This is a genomic window from Acidaminococcus intestini DSM 21505 (assembly GCF_000425045.1).
Taxonomy (GTDB): domain Bacteria; phylum Bacillota; class Negativicutes; order Acidaminococcales; family Acidaminococcaceae; genus Acidaminococcus; species Acidaminococcus intestini.
In genome coordinates this window covers 1-15,646 of the sequence record NZ_AULA01000029.1, presented here as the reverse complement: position 1 = coordinate 15,646, position 15,646 = coordinate 1, and the positions used below count along the sequence as shown (strand labels likewise).

Genomic DNA, 15,646 nt, shown 5'->3' with positions numbered 1-15,646 from the left:
CTTTCATGGACTTTCAATTGGAAGCCCCCTTTGCACCGTCCGGTGATCAGCCTGAGGCCATTGAGGCCCTCGTCAAAGGGGTGAAAGAAGGAATGGATACGCAGGTCCTTTTGGGGGCAACGGGTACTGGCAAGACTTTTACCATTGCCCAGATGATCCAAAAGGTACAGCGGCCTACCTTGGTCATTGCTCACAATAAGACCTTGGCAGCCCAGCTTGCTAGCGAATTCAAGGCCTTTTTCCCACATAACGCAGTGGAATACTTTGTATCCTACTACGATTACTACCAACCCGAAGCCTATATTCCGGCAACAGATACCTATATTGAGAAAGATTCATCCATCAACGATGAAATCGATAAGCTGCGCCATTCTGCAACAAGTGCGCTGTTTGAGCGGCGTGATGTCATTGTTGTCTCTTCTGTTTCCTGCATCTATGGCCTAGGTGCACCAAAGGATTACTATGACAGCGTCCTTTCCCTCCGTGTTGGGCAAGAGGTCGATCGCGATGCCATCTTGGAAAAACTTGTCAAGATTCGTTATGAACGAAATGACCTGGTCCTGCAGCGCGGTTCTTTTCGGGCCCGCGGTGATGTCATTGAAGTCATTCCTTCCAGCTACAACGAAAAGGGCATCCGTATTGAGCTTTTTGGTGATGAAGTGGACAGCATCATGGAAATCGATGTCCTTACAGGAGACGTAATCGATAAAAGGACCCATGTGGCCATCTTCCCAGCGAGTCATTATGTGACCAGTGATGAGAATTTGGAACGGGCCCGCGGAGATATCCGGAAAGAACTGAAGGCGCGGCTTACCGTCCTGCATGAAGAAGGAAAACTCCTTGAGGCCGAACGCCTCGAACAGCGGACCAATTATGACCTTGAAATGATGGAAGAAATGGGCTATTGCAGCGGTATTGAAAACTATTCCCGGCATTTGACAGGACGCAAGGCTGGGGAGCCGCCTTTTACGCTGGTCAATTATTTCCCAGATGATTTTCTTACTGTCATTGATGAAAGTCATGTGACCCTGCCTCAGCTGCGGGCCATGTACGCAGGCGACCGTTCCCGTAAGGAACAGCTTGTAAACTATGGATTCCGCCTGCCGTCAGCCCTTGATAACCGGCCCTTGACCTTTGATGAATTCCAAAAGGAACGGGGACAGATTATCTATGTGTCTGCAACCCCGGCAGCCTATGAACTGGATCATGCCGAGCAGGTTGTAGAACAAATTATCCGTCCGACAGGCCTTCTTGATCCGAAAATCGAGGTTCGTCCCATCAAGGGTCAAATTGATGACCTTCTGGGAGAAATCCATAAAGTGGCGGAGGCCGGGGAACGCATCCTTGTCACGACCCTCACAAAGAAAATGGCTGAAGACCTGACAGAGTACCTTGCCGCGTCAGGAATCCGTGTCCGTTATCTCCATAGTGATATTGCAACCATTGACCGCGCCGAGATCATCCGTGATCTTCGGGCAGGGGAATTTGATGTCCTAGTCGGCATCAACCTCTTGCGCGAAGGGCTTGATATGCCGGAAGTTTCCCTTGTGGCTATCTTGGATGCTGATAAGGAAGGGTTCCTGCGCAGCGATACTGCAATGATCCAGACCATTGGCCGAGCCGCCCGCAATGCCCACGGCCGGGTCATCATGTATGCCGATGTCATGACTGGATCCATGCAGCGTGCCATTGAAGAGACGGAACGGCGGCGGGCCAAGCAGGAAGCCTATAACAAAGCTCACGGGATCGTGCCGAAGACCATTGAAAAGAAGGTCGTGGAGCTCATCAAGCTCACCAAAGTGGAAGAAGACGGCGGCACTGTGAAAGCAGGCGGCGTGGATTCCCTGAAGAAGCTTTCTGAAAAGGCCTTGCAGAAACAAGTGAAACTTATCGAAAAGAATATGAAAGCAGCCGCCAAGCAGCTTGATTTTGAACTGGCGGCTGAATATCGTGACCAAATGATTTTGATCAAAGGAGAAATCAGTAAACGCCATGAGCGAAAATGAAATTGTCATCCAGGGGGCGCGTCAGCACAACCTAAAGAATATATCCCTGACGATTCCCCGCAATAAACTCGTTGTCATTACAGGACTGTCGGGCAGCGGCAAATCGTCCCTTGCTTTTGATACCATCTATGCCGAAGGCCAGCGGCGCTATGTTGAGTCTTTGTCAGCCTATGCCCGCCAGTTTTTGGGACAGATGGATAAGCCTGATGTAGATTATATTGGCGGCCTCAGCCCCGCAATTTCCATTGACCAGAAGACTACAAGCCGCAATCCGCGGTCTACGGTGGGAACGGTAACGGAAATCTATGATTATTTGCGTCTTTTGTTTGCACGCATTGGCGTGCCCCATTGTCCGCATTGCGGAAAGGTCATTCAGCGCCAAAGTCCCCAACAGATTGCCGATAAAGTCCTGGAACTGCCGGAAGGTACGAAATTTATGGTCCTGGCACCCCTTGTATGGGGCCGTAAGGGAGAGCATAAGCAGGTTTTCAATGAAGTCCGCCGTGACGGTTATGTACGGGTCAAGGTGGATGGGAAAATCCGTACCCTTGATGAGGACATCACGCTTGATAAGAAAAAGAAACATTATATTTCTGTCGTTGTCGACCGTCTCATCAGTCGGCCAACCCTTGCCGGGCGCCTGTCCGAATCCTTGGAAACGGCTCTGAAACTTGGCGAAGGAACAGTGGAAATCGAAATAATTGGCGGCAAGACTGAAGTCTACAGCGAAAAGTTTGCCTGTCCGGACTGCAACATTTCCCTTCCGGAGATCGAGCCCCGTCTTTTTTCCTTTAATGCTCCGTATGGGGCCTGTCCGGACTGTATGGGGCTTGGCATGCATATGGAATTTGACGTGGATCTTGTGATCCCGAACAAGGACGTGCCCTTTGAAGACGGAGCCATTGCCGCCATGAGCAGCAACCCGAAGTCCTATTTTCTTTGCCAGTTTGCCGAAGTCTTGAAATCGCGGGGGTTTTCCCTTAAAAATACGTGGAACGACCTTCCTAAAAAGGTGCAGAAAGAGCTGCTGGAAGGAATCCCTGATGAGCACTTTACCTTTCTTTATGAAAACCTTATGGGAGAGGTCCATCCCCATACGACCGCTTTTGAGGGAATCATTCCTATTTTGAAGCATCGGCTAAAGGATGCCATGAGCGAAAGTCAGCGTCTTGATTATGAATCCTTTATGACGGCCATTGAATGCCACACCTGCCACGGGGCCCGACTGCGTCCGGAAGTCCTCGGAATTACGGTGGGTGGACGCAATATCAATGAAGTGTGCCAAATGCCCGTCAGGGAATGCCTGAAGTTTTTTGAAGAGCTTTCCCTCAGCGACCGTGACGCTTTCATTGCAAAGGAAATCCTTAAGGAAATTCGGGCCCGCCTTTCTTTCCTTAACAATGTCGGTCTCGATTACCTCACCCTTAGCCGGGCAGCGGCTACTCTTTCCGGCGGCGAGGCCCAGCGGATCCGCCTTGCAACACAGATTGGTTCCGGGCTTGTCGGTGTACTCTACATCCTTGATGAACCGAGTATCGGCCTTCACCAACGGGATAATGACAAACTTCTTTCCACCCTCAAGCATCTTCGTGATTTGGGAAACACCCTCCTTGTTGTCGAACATGATGAAGATACGATGCTTGCAGCTGACCAGATCATCGATATTGGACCTGGCGCCGGCGAAAACGGGGGACAGGTTGTTGCTCAGGGAACAGCAAAGGAAATCATGAAGGTCAAAGGGTCTGTCACAGGCGATTATCTCAGCGGTCGGAAAAAGATTCCTGTTCCCAAGGTCCGCCGTAAAGGAAATGGCAAGAAAATAATAGTCAAAGGGGCACGGGCCAACAACCTTAAAGACATCGATGTCTCCATTCCTTTGGGGACCCTGACCGTTGTGACCGGTGTCAGCGGCAGCGGCAAGAGTACCCTTGTGAATGACATCCTTTACCGCGGCCTTGCCCAAAAACTCAAGGGGGCTCGGCAGCGCCCCCTTGCCCATGATAGGATCATGGGGGTCCAGTATATCGATAAGATCATCAATATCGATCAGAGTCCTATTGGACGGACGCCTCGTTCCAATCCGGCGACCTATACGGGAACCTTTGATCTCATCCGAGCCCTTTTTGCAACGACGAATGAAGCCAAGGTTCGGGGCTATAAACCAGGCCGCTTCAGCTTTAATGTAAAGGGCGGCCGCTGCGAGGCCTGCCATGGTGACGGCATGCTGAAAATTGAAATGAATTTCCTTCCCGATGTCTATGTCCCCTGTGAAGTCTGTCGGGGCACGCGATATAATCGGGATACGCTTCAAGTCCATTATAAGGGCAAGAATATTTCTGATGTCCTTAACATGACCGTTACGGAAGCCTGTGATTATTTCAGCAACCATCAGCGAATCTTGAAGAAACTCCAAGTCCTTGAAGATGTGGGCCTGGGCTATATCCGCCTGGGACAGTCGGCGACGACCCTGTCCGGCGGGGAGGCGCAGCGCATCAAACTTGCGGCGGAACTCTCCAAGACCAATACGGGACGGACGCTCTATATCTTGGATGAGCCAACGACGGGACTTCATATGGCTGATGTCCATAAGCTGCTCCAGGTCTTGGAACGCCTGGTTGATTCGGGCAGTACGGTTGTCGTTATCGAGCATAATCTCGATGTCATCAAATCGGCCGATTATCTCATCGACCTGGGTCCGGAAGGCGGGGACAGGGGCGGCAGCATCGTTGCTGTGGGAACCCCCGAAGAGCTTGCTGCGGTACCGGAATCCTACACAGGACAGTATATAAAGAGGATCCTTAAATGAATGAACGCATTGCTGAGACCTTGAAGGTCCTTCCCGATGCGCCCGGCGTTTATATCATGCATGATGCAGCGGGCCGGGTTATCTATGTCGGCAAGGCTGTCATCCTAAAGAATCGAGTGCGGAGTTATTTTCGCAAGGCAAGTCAGGTTTCCCCGAAAGTGCGGGCCATCAATGCCCATGTTGATTCCATTGAGACCATTGTCTGCGCCAGCGAAATGGAAGCCCTTATCTTGGAATGCAACCTCATCAAGAAGTACCGGCCCCGTTATAATATCGAGCTCAAGGACGACAAGACCTACCCCTATCTCAAGATTACGGTCGATGAAGCTTATCCCCGTATGTACATTACGCGCCGCGTTCAAAAAGATGGAGCCAAGTACTACGGCCCCTATGCCGATGTAGGGGCCTTAAGGGAAACCATGCGTCTCATCCGTTCCATGTTTCCCCTGCGTCACTGCCGCAGCATGAATGTCAAACGGCCCTGCCTCCAGTACCATCTTCATCGCTGTCTGGCTCCTTGTACGGGAAAGGTCCCCCTTAGTGAGTATAGGAAGCTCGTTGATGAGGTGCTTCTTCTTATGGATGGGAAGGTCACGGAACTGCGGCGCCAGCTGACGAAAAAAATGCAGGACGCGTCGGACAAGATGGAATATGAAAAGGCAGCCCAATACAGGGACTCCCTTCTTAGCCTCAATAAGCTGGAAGAATCCCAGAAAGCAACGACAGAAAGCGGGGACCGTGATGTCATAGGTCTTGCGGTGGATGACACAGGAGTCTGCCTGGAAGTCTTCTTTGTGCGAAATGGTAAGATATTGGGCCGGGACAGTTTCTTTCTTGATGATGAAAAAGGGGAACCCGCAGCAGAAATCCTCTCTGCTTTCATTAGGGAATATTATCAGGAAGAGCATCGGCCCCCCAAGGAAATCATTACGTCAAGCGGCCTTTTTGATAAGGACCGGGCCCTGCTTTCCCAGTGGCTTACGGAGAAAAATGAGAAAAATGTCACCATCCTTGTCCCTCAGCGGGGCATTAAGCATGATCTCATCCTCATGGCGGAGGAAAATGCCAAGAAAAACCTTGATGAACGTCTCCGGAAGGGACGACTTGCTCTAAAGCCGGCAGAAGAGGCTGCTGAGGACTTGGCTCACGCCATCGGCATGACAGGCCCCTTGGAACGGATGGATTGCTTTGATATATCCCATAATCAAGGGGCGGAAACTGTGGCATCCATGGTGGTCTTTCGCAATGGCAGCCCTTCGAAAAAGGATTATCGGCGGTATAAACTGCGTTCTACAGAAGGCAAGCCGGACGATTTCAAATCCATGCAGGAAGTCGTCTATCGCCGGTATAAGGACGCGGAGGATATTCCCAGTCTCATCATCATAGATGGAGGCAAAGGACAGTTAAGCTCGGCTCTTGAAGTCATCCGCGGTGTGGGGCTTGGAGATGTACGCGTTATCGGTCTTGCCAAAAGGGAAGAGGAAATTTTTACGGAAGGGGCCCATGAAAGCATCCTTCTTGATAAATCCTCAGCGGCTCTGCATCTCATCCAGCATATCCGTGATGAGGCCCATCGCTTTGCCATTACCTATCATCGGAAAAGGCTTGCTAAGCGCAATCTTGTTTCTGTCCTTGATCATATCGAGGGGATTGGCCCTAAACGGCGGGCTGCTCTCTGGCAGCGGTTTGCTTCTTTGGAAAAGATGCGGGAAGCAAGTGTTGATGATCTTGAAGCAGTTCCTACCATGACTCGGACAGCTGCGGAAAAACTCTTTGCTTTCCTGCATGCATCTGCTTCTGATAAAAGAACATTTATTAAATAAAAATTACTTTAAAAAATTTTACGAAAAGGCTTGAAACAGGGGAAAGCCTTTGGTATAATTCGATTGTCAACAAATACAGAAAAGGGGTAAATCCGATATGAAAAAATATGTTTGCCAAGTTTGTGGTTATGTCTACGATGAAGCTGCTGGTGATCCCGATCGCGGAATTGCACCGGGCACCAAATTTGAAGATCTGCCCGATGATTGGACCTGCCCTCTTTGCGGCGTAGGCAAAGATCAGTTTGAAGAAGGCTAACCGATTGACACAAGGCTGTTCTGCTCCTGAGGCAGGACAGCTTTTCTTTTTTCAGAAAGGAGAAGCGCTGATGTCTAATATCCTCAAGATGATTGCCATGGACCTCGACGGGACCTTGCTTGATGAAGAAAAAAATATTTCTCAGAAAGATCGGGAGGCTGTCAGGGAAGCGATTGACCGAGGCTATCTCGTCACACTGGCAACAGGCCGGATGTATCGATCAGCTTTAAGTTATGCTCAGGAACTGGGAATCAAACTGCCTCTTGTGACTTATAACGGGGCCCTCGTGAAAGACCCTTCCACGGGAAAGACACTGGCCCATTGGCCCCTTGCCCTTGAAACGGCAAAATGCATTGTCGGGGAACTGCTTGATCAGGATATCTATGTTCAGGCTTATGTCAATGATACCCTTTTGGTTCCTGCTGACTGTGCCAAGGCACAGTACTATGCCAAGTTTTCCCGTGTTCCCTTTGAAGTTGCTGGTGCGGGCCTGCGCCAGTTGGCCGAGGCGCCCCATAAATTGCTTGTCATTGATGATGACCCGGAACCGATTCGGCGGCACCTTGTGACCGTCTACGGCAATGCCATCAAAATCGTTTCTTCCTCAAAAGGCTTCCTTGAAATTACGGATCCTGAAACCAATAAATGGCGGGCCCTTCAGTTTTTAATGAAGCGCTTTGAAGTTACCCGAGAAGAGATTCTTACTGTGGGGGACTCGGATAATGACTATGAAATGGTGGCCCATGCCGGCGTAGGTGTTGCCATGGGAAATGCCAAGGAAACAATTCAAAAAGCGGCCCGCATCATTACGGCTTCCAACACCCAGTCCGGGGTCAGCCTTATTCTTCGCAGCGTCATGACCAATCAGGTCGATGTCCCGGAATAAGGGGCGCGCACGCACCGCATTTGTTGCGGCATATAAGTGAAAAAGTTATAATAAGAGAAATGTACTTTTGATTGGGGGCGAATCCATCATGGCAAGAAATTTGATCATTACGGGGATGAGTGGGGCAGGGAAAACCCAGGTCATGCGGACCTTGGAAGACTTAGGATACTTTTGCGTCGATAACCTGCCACCGACCTTTATCCCAAAATTCATCGAACTGTGCATGAAACGCAGTGATGAATCCGATCAGCTTGCCTTGGCAGCTGATATCAGGGGCGGTAAGTTCTTTGATGAACTGACGGAAGTCCTCGACCAGCTGAGCCGGGAGAAGATCCCCTTTGAACTGGTTTTCCTTGACGCTGATGACCAGACTTTGGTGCGCCGTTACAAGGAAACGCGCCGTCGTCATCCTCTTGCTGGAAAGGGCGGCCTAAGTGCTGATATTGCGCGTGAACGACAGATTCTTTCCCATGTCCGTCGGCGGGCCACGACAATCATTGATACGACCCATACGACGACCAAGGAGCTGCGGGCTAAGATCATTTCCCTTTACGGACGGGACGGGAGCCTGCCCGCCATGAGTATTGCAGTCCAATCCTTTGGCTTTAAGCACGGGACGCCCCTTGACTGCGACATGATGTTTGATGTCCGTTTCCTTCCAAATCCTTTTTATGTACCGGAACTGAAGGAAAAAAATGGTAACGATGCCGATGTCGTGGCCTATATTGAACAGTCGCCCGTGACCCAGACTTTTCTGCGGAAACTCTATGATCTCATTGAGTTCCTGCTTCCTGAATATACGAAGGAAGGCAAGAGCCAGCTCATGATCGGCGTGGGCTGCACGGGCGGTCACCATCGTTCGGTCTTTGTTGCCAACGCCTTGGGGCGATTCATTGAATCCTGCGGGTACCAGGCCCAAGTGATTCATCGAGATCTCTTGAAGAAATAATTCCCGTGAGGAGTGTGCCTATGAAATGGATAAAGTGGCTATACCCAGGCCTTAACCTCAAACGGTGGCTCTTTCTTTTCGGTCTGGGGACAGTCCTTTCTTGTGTTGGTGTAACCCTGATCTTCAATTACCAGTTTGTCGGGCTGATTGAAGCGCTTGTCTTTAATTTCATTTCTTATGTAGGCGGTGAATTCTATCAGTCGACCATTACGGCCTTAGGCCTATTTAACGTCGTTGTGGGCATTTTCTTTATGTGTTATGGCGGTGCCCGTGTCGTCAAGACGGTCATCCGTTCCGTCATGCCCGGAGAAAAGGAATCCTTGCGGGAACTGATCTTTACGCAGCAGAAACTGGACAAAGGGCCATCTGTTGTTGTCATCGGCGGAGGTACCGGTCTGTCAGTGCTCCTGCGCGGAATCAAGCTCATTACCAATAACTGTACGGCGGTTGTGACTACGGCCGATGACGGCGGTTCATCTGGACGGCTGCGCAAGGAAATGGGCATCATTCCCCCTGGGGATATGCGCAATTGTCTGGTGGCCCTTGCTGACACGGAGCCTGTCATGGAACGGGCCATGCAGTATCGTTTTCATGACAGTGAATTTCTTTCTGGTCACAGCCTGGGCAACCTTTTTATTGCCGCCATGAGTGATCTTGAAGGCAATATGGAAGACGGTCTTGCTGCCATCAGTGAAATCCTCAAGGTCCATGGACGGGTTTGGCCCAGTACATCGGAAAACATCCAACTCAAGGCCCAAATGGATGACGGCAGCGTTGTCATTGGGGAATCGGCCATTACCGCATCCCCTCATAAAATCGTTCGGCTTATGACAGAACCGGAAAATCCGAAGGCTTCCCAGCGGGCCGTTGATGCCATCCTGCATGCTGATGCCATTATTCTGGGGCCGGGATCCCTTTATACAAGCGTCCTCGCAAGCCTGATTGTACCGGGCATCCGGGATGCGGTCGTAAAGAGCAAGGCCGTCAAGATCTATGTCTGCAATGTCATGACCCAGCCCGGTGAGACCGATGGCTACGGGGCCTATGAACATGTGGAGACCTTGGTGAACCATATGGGAGCCCAGGCCCTGGATTATGTGGTTGTCAATGTTCAAAAAGCCAAACCGGAACAGATTGCCAAGTATAAGGAAGAAGGGGCTGAACCGGTTTCCCCTGATATCGACAAAATTGAAAAACTAGGGATTGAGGCGGTGCCGGCAAAACTCCTGAATGATAGCGATCTGGTTCGCCATAACCCGCAGAAGCTGGCAAAATGCATCATTGCCCTCATCTATCGGCTGCGTTTATTTGGACGCGGCGTACGTTTCTTTGATTATTTCTTTGCTCGCCAGACTATGCAGGAACTGCGCAATCATGGGAAGGCGGCAAAGAACACGGAAAAGGAGTCATGATCCATGTCCTTTGCCAGTGATGTGAAAAATGAAGTTGCACGGCTCGATTCTGAAGCAAAAGAAGGAGAACGCGCTGAATTGTTCGGACTTTTGCGGATCAGTGGATCCGTTTCCCTATCAGGGCAAAAAGTGGGCATTCATTTTACGACGGAAAATGCGGCTTTGGCACGCCGCGTCCTTCGTCTGCTCAAAAATAACTTTGCTGTTCAGACCGAAGTCATTGTGACGCGGTCCACGAGACTTAAGAAAAACAATCGCTATCAAGTCCACGTCGTACCCAGCAGTGAGGCACGGATAGCCTTGGGAGAACTTCACCTGCTTTCTCCCCTTGACCTTGCGGGAGCCGCGCTTCTTAAAAAGAATGCGTGCAAGAAATCCTTTCTTCGAGGTGTATTCCTTGCGGGTGGTTCTGTAAGCCGCCCGCTCAGTGATTATCATCTGGAACTAATCACGGACCGCCTTGACATGGGGGAGTATATCTGTAAAATAATGAAGGGGTTTGATTTGCCAGCCCGTGTGATTGACCGAAAAAATACCTATGTTGTCTACTTGAAGGAAGGCAATGCCATCGCTTCTTTCCTTTCCCTTATCGGCGCACATCATTCCTATCTGGAATTTGAGAACGTTCGGGTTTTAAAGGATATGAGGAATCAGGTCAATCGGGTCGTCAATTGCGAAACGGCAAACCTCAACAAGGTCGTCAAGGCTGCTGTACGCCAATTGGCTGCCATTCGGACCATTGACCGTACCGTAGGATTGGATCAGCTTCCAGAGAACTTGCAGGAGGCGGCGCGTCTGCGTTTAAAACACCAAGACTTAGCTGTGGGGGAACTTGCAGCGCTGACGGAAGGCCATATTGGAAAATCGGGTCTGAATCATCGGCTGAAGAAATTGGAACAGATTGCGGAAAAAATAGGGAAGGAAGCGCGTGAGTAAGATGAATCGAAAAACGGGGATTCTGTTGGGCCTTATTGCTGTCGCGGCAGGCTGCGCATGGGCGGTCCATGATTTCTTGGATTTTAGGGATCGGTCCGTGCCCATATTCGCCTATCACCGAGTGGAAGATAAGTCAGATCTTTATTCCATGCCAACCGATGAATTTCGGACCCAAATGGAATATCTCAAGGAAAATGGGTATAAGACCATCAAGTTAGGGGACTATGCAAGCAGAAGAAAGGCGGGCGATTCCTTTCATAAGGAATGTGTCCTTATCTTCGATGACGGCTACCTTGACAACCTGACCAATGCGGCCCCCATCATGAAGGAATATGGCTATATTGGGAATATGTTCATGGCGGGAATGTATGAAGGGTGGCCGGGCTATCTAACCTGGGACGAGGAAGTAAAGCTTGCCCAATATGGGTGGGAACTTGGTTCTCATACTTATATCCACAAGCCTCTGCCACTGCTCTCCCGCCAGGAACGGAAAGCAGATCTCAAGAAGAGCCATGACCACATGCTGGGGCTATATTATTCGCCGAATGGTGTAACCTTGAGCTACCCCAATGGCGCCTATAATAAAGAGGTTGTCGAAGATGTGAAGGAAGCCGGCTATGCGGCAGGCGTAACAGGGCTCATTGGGACCAATACGGAACAGGATGGACTGCTTACCCTGCGCCGGGTCAATGTCTTTCATCACAAGGCGAAAAATCTGGAGCATTTCAAAAGGGCCCTTTATAAGGCCCAACTGATCAGTTGGGTGAACGAAAAGACGGGATATGACCTCAATCGTTTCCTCTTGTGGTATTATCATAAAAAGTAAATCAAAAGCAGCGTTCCTGGGGAGTTTTGTAAAGACCCTTGCATAATGCCTTAAAAACAGATAAAATAAAGTTCAGTTTAAAGTCAGGAGGGATGTACGATGGCAAAGAGAATCAAAACTGTCAATAAAGAAATGCTGAAAAAGACCCTGCGCAGCGGCGGCTGCGGCGAATGCCCAGCTTCTTGTCAGTCTGCTTGCAAAACGTCCTGCACGGTAGGCAACCAGGTCTGCGAAAAGGCTTAAGGTATTGTAGAACAGCTCCCTGCCTAAGCGGGGAGCCTTTTTCTTTCTACATTTCATATCCTCTTTTTTATGAAAAGGGGAGTACGTTTACTGTTAAGACATCATGAAAGGCGGAAACAGTTTGCTGATCCATAGAATGCATTTAGATGACCACTATGTGGTCCTTGACGTCAATAGCGGCGCCGTCCATATCATCGATAAGATGATTTATGATATCCTGGGGTTCTATGATGGGAACAACCCGGAAGAGACAAAGGCCCATTTCAAGGGAAAGTACGCGGACAGCGATGTGGAAGAAGTCCTGGCGGAACTAAAGGAACTGCAGGAGGCAGGCCTCCTTTTTTCTCCAGACTTTTCCGTACCCGATACATTTGCCGAAGAACCTATCCTCAAATCTCTCTGTCTCCATGTTGCCCATGACTGCAACCTGCGCTGCGGATATTGCTTTGCCGATACGGGGGACTTTGGCGGCCATCGTGCCCTCATGAGCAAGGAAGTAGCCCAAAAGGCCATCGAATTTGCCATCAAGGGAAGCAAAAAGCGCCATAATCTGGAACTTGACCTTTTTGGTGGGGAACCGCTTATGAATATGCCCGTCGTAAAATTCATTGTGGACTATGTCCGCAAACGTGAAAAAGAAACGGGAAAGAATATCAAGCTGACGCTGACCACCAACGGAACGCTTCTTACTGATGAAATCGTAACCTATCTCAATGACAACAGGGTCATGTTGGTCCTTAGTCTAGACGGGAGCAAAAAGACACACGATCATATGAGACCTTATCCGGGGCATCTGGGTTCTTTTGATAAGGCCGTTGAAGGGTTCAAGAAAGTCATTGAAAGCCGGCGGGGACGCAACTATTATCTCCGGGGAACCTATACCCATTACAACCCGCATTTTGCCGATGATGTTCTCGCTATGCTCGAGGTGGGGTCCGAAATTTCCATGGAACCGGTTGTCGGGACAAATGAACCTTATGTCCTTACGGAAGACGATTGGCAAATCCTTGATAAAGAATATGAAAAACTCGCCCGAATCTACCTTGATAAGAGACGCAAGGGAATTCCCTTTGATTTTTTCCACTTCAATGTTGCCCTCGATAATGGGCCCTGTGTTGCCAAGCGTCTTGCAGGTTGCGGAGCTGGTCACGAGTATTATGCCATTACGCCAGAAGGGGATATCTATCCTTGCCATCAGTTCGTTGGACGGGAACAATATAAGATGGGCACCTTAGATATGGGTATTGTGAAAAAAGATATGGTTCAGTACTTCCGCCATATGCACGTTATGAAGAAAGAGGAGTGCCGGACCTGCTGGGCCCGCTTCTTCTGTAGCGGCGGCTGTCACGCAAACGCCGACTTGGTGAATGGCACCATTGAAAAGCCCTATGAATATGGCTGCAAGATTCAGCGCAAGCGCCTGGAAATGGCGATTATCGTCCAGGCCCTCCTTACCGAAGATGTGCGGGAAGGCAAAAAGGACGAACGTCCCGTCATTGATAACTTTAAGTATCAGGTAGATGAATAAGATCAGTACTGGCTGCCGTTTTGCGGCAGCCAGTTTTCTTAGTAGAAGTAAGTGAAAATAGAGAAAATAAAAAAAGAGAAAAAGTGCTTGCAAAAGATTTTTTAATCTGGTATAGTATGTACCTGTCAACACGGCAAGTTCTGATTGGGAAGCAGTCTTGAGCCGAAGCTCCTAAAAGAAATTAAAAAAAGTTGTTGACAGCGCTTTCGAAAAGTGCTATTCTATGAAAGTCGCCGATAGCCAAGAACGAAAGCGACGGTAGAACCTTGAAAACTAAATATTGATTGACAGATGTGCGGGTCAAGTCACTTTAGTGACGCGACCGAGTCACTTCGAGAAAACGAAGTAAAAAAACAAGAGCTAGTATTTTCAAGAGCCAAGAGGTTCTTCAAAATAATTTTATTTTGGAGAGTTTGATCCTGGCTCAGGACGAACGCTGGCGGCGTGCTTAACACATGCAAGTCGAACGGAGAACTTATTTCGGTAAGTTCTTAGTGGCGAACGGGTGAGTAACGCGTGGGCAACCTGCCCTCCAGTTGGGGACAACATTCCGAAAGGGATGCTAATACCGAATGTGCTCCCTCCTCCGCATGGAGGAGGGAGGAAAGATGGCCTCTGCTTGCAAGCTATCGCTGGAAGATGGGCCCGCGTCTGATTAGCTAGTTGGTGGGGTAACGGCTCACCAAGGCGATGATCAGTAGCCGGTCTGAGAGGATGAACGGCCACATTGGGACTGAGACACGGCCCAAACTCCTACGGGAGGCAGCAGTGGGGAATCTTCCGCAATGGACGAAAGTCTGACGGAGCAACGCCGCGTGAGTGATGAAGGTCTTCGGATTGTAAAACTCTGTTGTTAGGGACGAAAGCACCGTGTTCGAACAGGTCATGGTGTTGACGGTACCTAACGAGGAAGCCACGGCTAACTACGTGCCAGCAGCCGCGGTAATACGTAGGTGGCAAGCGTTGTCCGGAATTATTGGGCGTAAAGAGCATGTAGGCGGGCTTTTAAGTCTGACGTGAAAATGCGGGGCTTAACCCCGTATGGCGTTGGATACTGGAAGTCTTGAGTGCAGGAGAGGAAAGGGGAATTCCCAGTGTAGCGGTGAAATGCGTAGATATTGGGAGGAACACCAGTGGCGAAGGCGCCTTTCTGGACTGTGTCTGACGCTGAGATGCGAAAGCCAGGGTAGCAAACGGGATTAGATACCCCGGTAGTCCTGGCCGTAAACGATGGATACTAGGTGTAGGAGGTATCGACCCCTTCTGTGCCGGAGTTAACGCAATAAGTATCCCGCCTGGGGACTACGATCGCAAGATTGAAACTCAAAGGAATTGACGGGGGCCCGCACAAGCGGTGGAGTATGTGGTTTAATTCGACGCAACGCGAAGAACCTTACCAAGGCTTGACATTGAGTGAAAGACCTAGAGATAGGTCCCTCCCTTCGGGGACACGAAAACAGGTGGTGCATGGCTGTCGTCAGCTCGTGTCGTGAGATGTTGGGTTAAGTCCCGCAACGAGCGCAACCCCTATCCTATGTTACCAGCGCGTAATGGCGGGGACTCATAGGAGACTGCCAGGGATAACTTGGAGGAAGGCGGGGATGACGTCAAGTCATCATGCCCCTTATGTCTTGGGCTACACACGTACTACAATGGTCGGCAACAAAGGGCAGCGAAACCGCGAGGTGGAGCAAATCCCAGAAACCCGACCCCAGTTCGGATCGTAGGCTGCAACCCGCCTACGTGAAGTTGGAATCGCTAGTAATCGCAGGTCAGCATACTGCGGTGAATACGTTCCCGGGCCTTGTACACACCGCCCGTCACACCACGAAAGTTGGTAACACCCGAAGCCGGTGAGATAACCTTTTAGGAGTCAGCTGTCTAAGGTGGGGCCGATGATTGGGGTGAAGTCGTAACAAGGTAGCCGTTCGAGAACGAGCGGCTGGATCACCTCCTTTCTATGGAGAACCGATCG

11 protein-coding genes and 1 rRNA gene are annotated in these 15,646 nt (G+C 50.1%); all 12 read left to right on the top strand.

All coding sequences use genetic code 11. From position 1 onward, the window contains the following. Positions 1-5: 5 nt before the first annotated feature. A complete protein-coding gene (uvrB, locus tag H503_RS0108635) occupies positions 6-2,006 on the top strand; it encodes an excinuclease ABC subunit UvrB (RefSeq protein WP_016459752.1) in 2,001 nt (666 codons plus the stop codon). Then, positions 1,993-4,812, top strand: a complete 2,820-nt coding sequence (uvrA, locus tag H503_RS0108630) for an excinuclease ABC subunit UvrA (protein WP_009015619.1) — start codon at positions 1,993-1,995, stop codon at positions 4,810-4,812. The genes uvrB and uvrA overlap by 14 nt, the downstream gene beginning before the upstream one ends. Then, the gene (uvrC, locus tag H503_RS0108625) at positions 4,809-6,635 is read left to right on the top strand and encodes an excinuclease ABC subunit UvrC (protein ID WP_009015618.1); all 1,827 of its coding nucleotides are present in this window, start codon (positions 4,809-4,811) and stop codon (positions 6,633-6,635) included. The genes uvrA and uvrC overlap by 4 nt, the downstream gene beginning before the upstream one ends. 97 nt (positions 6,636-6,732) lie before the next feature. Further along, positions 6,733-6,891: a rubredoxin gene (gene rd, locus H503_RS0108620; RefSeq protein ID WP_009015617.1), complete on the top strand. Its 159-nt coding sequence runs from the start codon at positions 6,733-6,735 to the stop codon at positions 6,889-6,891. A gap of 70 nt (positions 6,892-6,961) precedes the next feature. Beyond that, entirely contained in the window at positions 6,962-7,777 is an 816-nt protein-coding gene (locus H503_RS0108615) for a Cof-type HAD-IIB family hydrolase (protein ID WP_009015616.1), read from the top strand. Positions 7,778-7,865: 88 nt separating this feature from the next. After that, positions 7,866-8,726: an RNase adapter RapZ gene (gene rapZ / locus H503_RS0108610; RefSeq protein WP_016459751.1), complete on the top strand. Its 861-nt coding sequence runs from the start codon at positions 7,866-7,868 to the stop codon at positions 8,724-8,726. A gap of 20 nt (positions 8,727-8,746) precedes the next feature. Beyond that, positions 8,747-10,138 carry a gluconeogenesis factor YvcK family protein gene (locus H503_RS0108605; RefSeq protein ID WP_009015614.1) on the top strand — a complete coding sequence of 464 codons (1,392 nt, stop codon included), beginning with the start codon at positions 8,747-8,749 and terminating at the stop codon, positions 10,136-10,138. A gap of 3 nt (positions 10,139-10,141) precedes the next feature. Next, positions 10,142-11,074, top strand: a complete 933-nt coding sequence (gene whiA / locus H503_RS0108600; RefSeq protein WP_009015613.1) for a DNA-binding protein WhiA — start codon at positions 10,142-10,144, stop codon at positions 11,072-11,074. 1 nt (position 11,075) lies between these two features. Continuing rightward, positions 11,076-11,900 carry a polysaccharide deacetylase family protein gene (locus tag H503_RS0108595; protein WP_226828496.1) on the top strand — a complete coding sequence of 275 codons (825 nt, stop codon included), beginning with the start codon at positions 11,076-11,078 and terminating at the stop codon, positions 11,898-11,900. Positions 11,901-11,999: 99 nt separating this feature from the next. After that, entirely contained in the window at positions 12,000-12,143 is a 144-nt protein-coding gene (gene scfA / locus H503_RS12290; RefSeq protein WP_009015611.1) for a six-cysteine ranthipeptide SCIFF, read from the top strand. A gap of 121 nt (positions 12,144-12,264) precedes the next feature. Further along, a complete protein-coding gene (scfB, locus tag H503_RS0108585) occupies positions 12,265-13,671 on the top strand; it encodes a thioether cross-link-forming SCIFF peptide maturase (protein ID WP_009015610.1) in 1,407 nt (468 codons plus the stop codon). A gap of 401 nt (positions 13,672-14,072) precedes the next feature. Further along, a 16S ribosomal RNA gene (locus tag H503_RS0108580) occupies positions 14,073-15,629 on the top strand. Positions 15,630-15,646: the final 17 nt, after the last annotated feature.

Excerpts from the sequence above, each read along its gene's own strand:
- uvrB (WP_016459752.1), top strand. The coding sequence starts at position 6 with ATGGACTTTCAATTGGAAGCCCCCTTTGCACCGTCCGGTGATCAGCCT.
- uvrA (WP_009015619.1), top strand. The coding sequence starts at position 1,993 with ATGAGCGAAAATGAAATTGTCATCCAGGGGGCGCGTCAGCACAACCTA.
- uvrC (WP_009015618.1), top strand. The coding sequence starts at position 4,809 with ATGAATGAACGCATTGCTGAGACCTTGAAGGTCCTTCCCGATGCGCCC.
- rd (WP_009015617.1), top strand. The coding sequence starts at position 6,733 with ATGAAAAAATATGTTTGCCAAGTTTGTGGTTATGTCTACGATGAAGCT.
- H503_RS0108615 (WP_009015616.1), top strand. The coding sequence starts at position 6,962 with ATGTCTAATATCCTCAAGATGATTGCCATGGACCTCGACGGGACCTTG.
- rapZ (WP_016459751.1), top strand. The coding sequence starts at position 7,866 with ATGGCAAGAAATTTGATCATTACGGGGATGAGTGGGGCAGGGAAAACC.
- H503_RS0108605 (WP_009015614.1), top strand. The coding sequence starts at position 8,747 with ATGAAATGGATAAAGTGGCTATACCCAGGCCTTAACCTCAAACGGTGG.
- whiA (WP_009015613.1), top strand. The coding sequence starts at position 10,142 with ATGTCCTTTGCCAGTGATGTGAAAAATGAAGTTGCACGGCTCGATTCT.
- H503_RS0108595 (WP_226828496.1), top strand. The coding sequence starts at position 11,076 with ATGAATCGAAAAACGGGGATTCTGTTGGGCCTTATTGCTGTCGCGGCA.
- scfA (WP_009015611.1), top strand. The coding sequence starts at position 12,000 with ATGGCAAAGAGAATCAAAACTGTCAATAAAGAAATGCTGAAAAAGACC.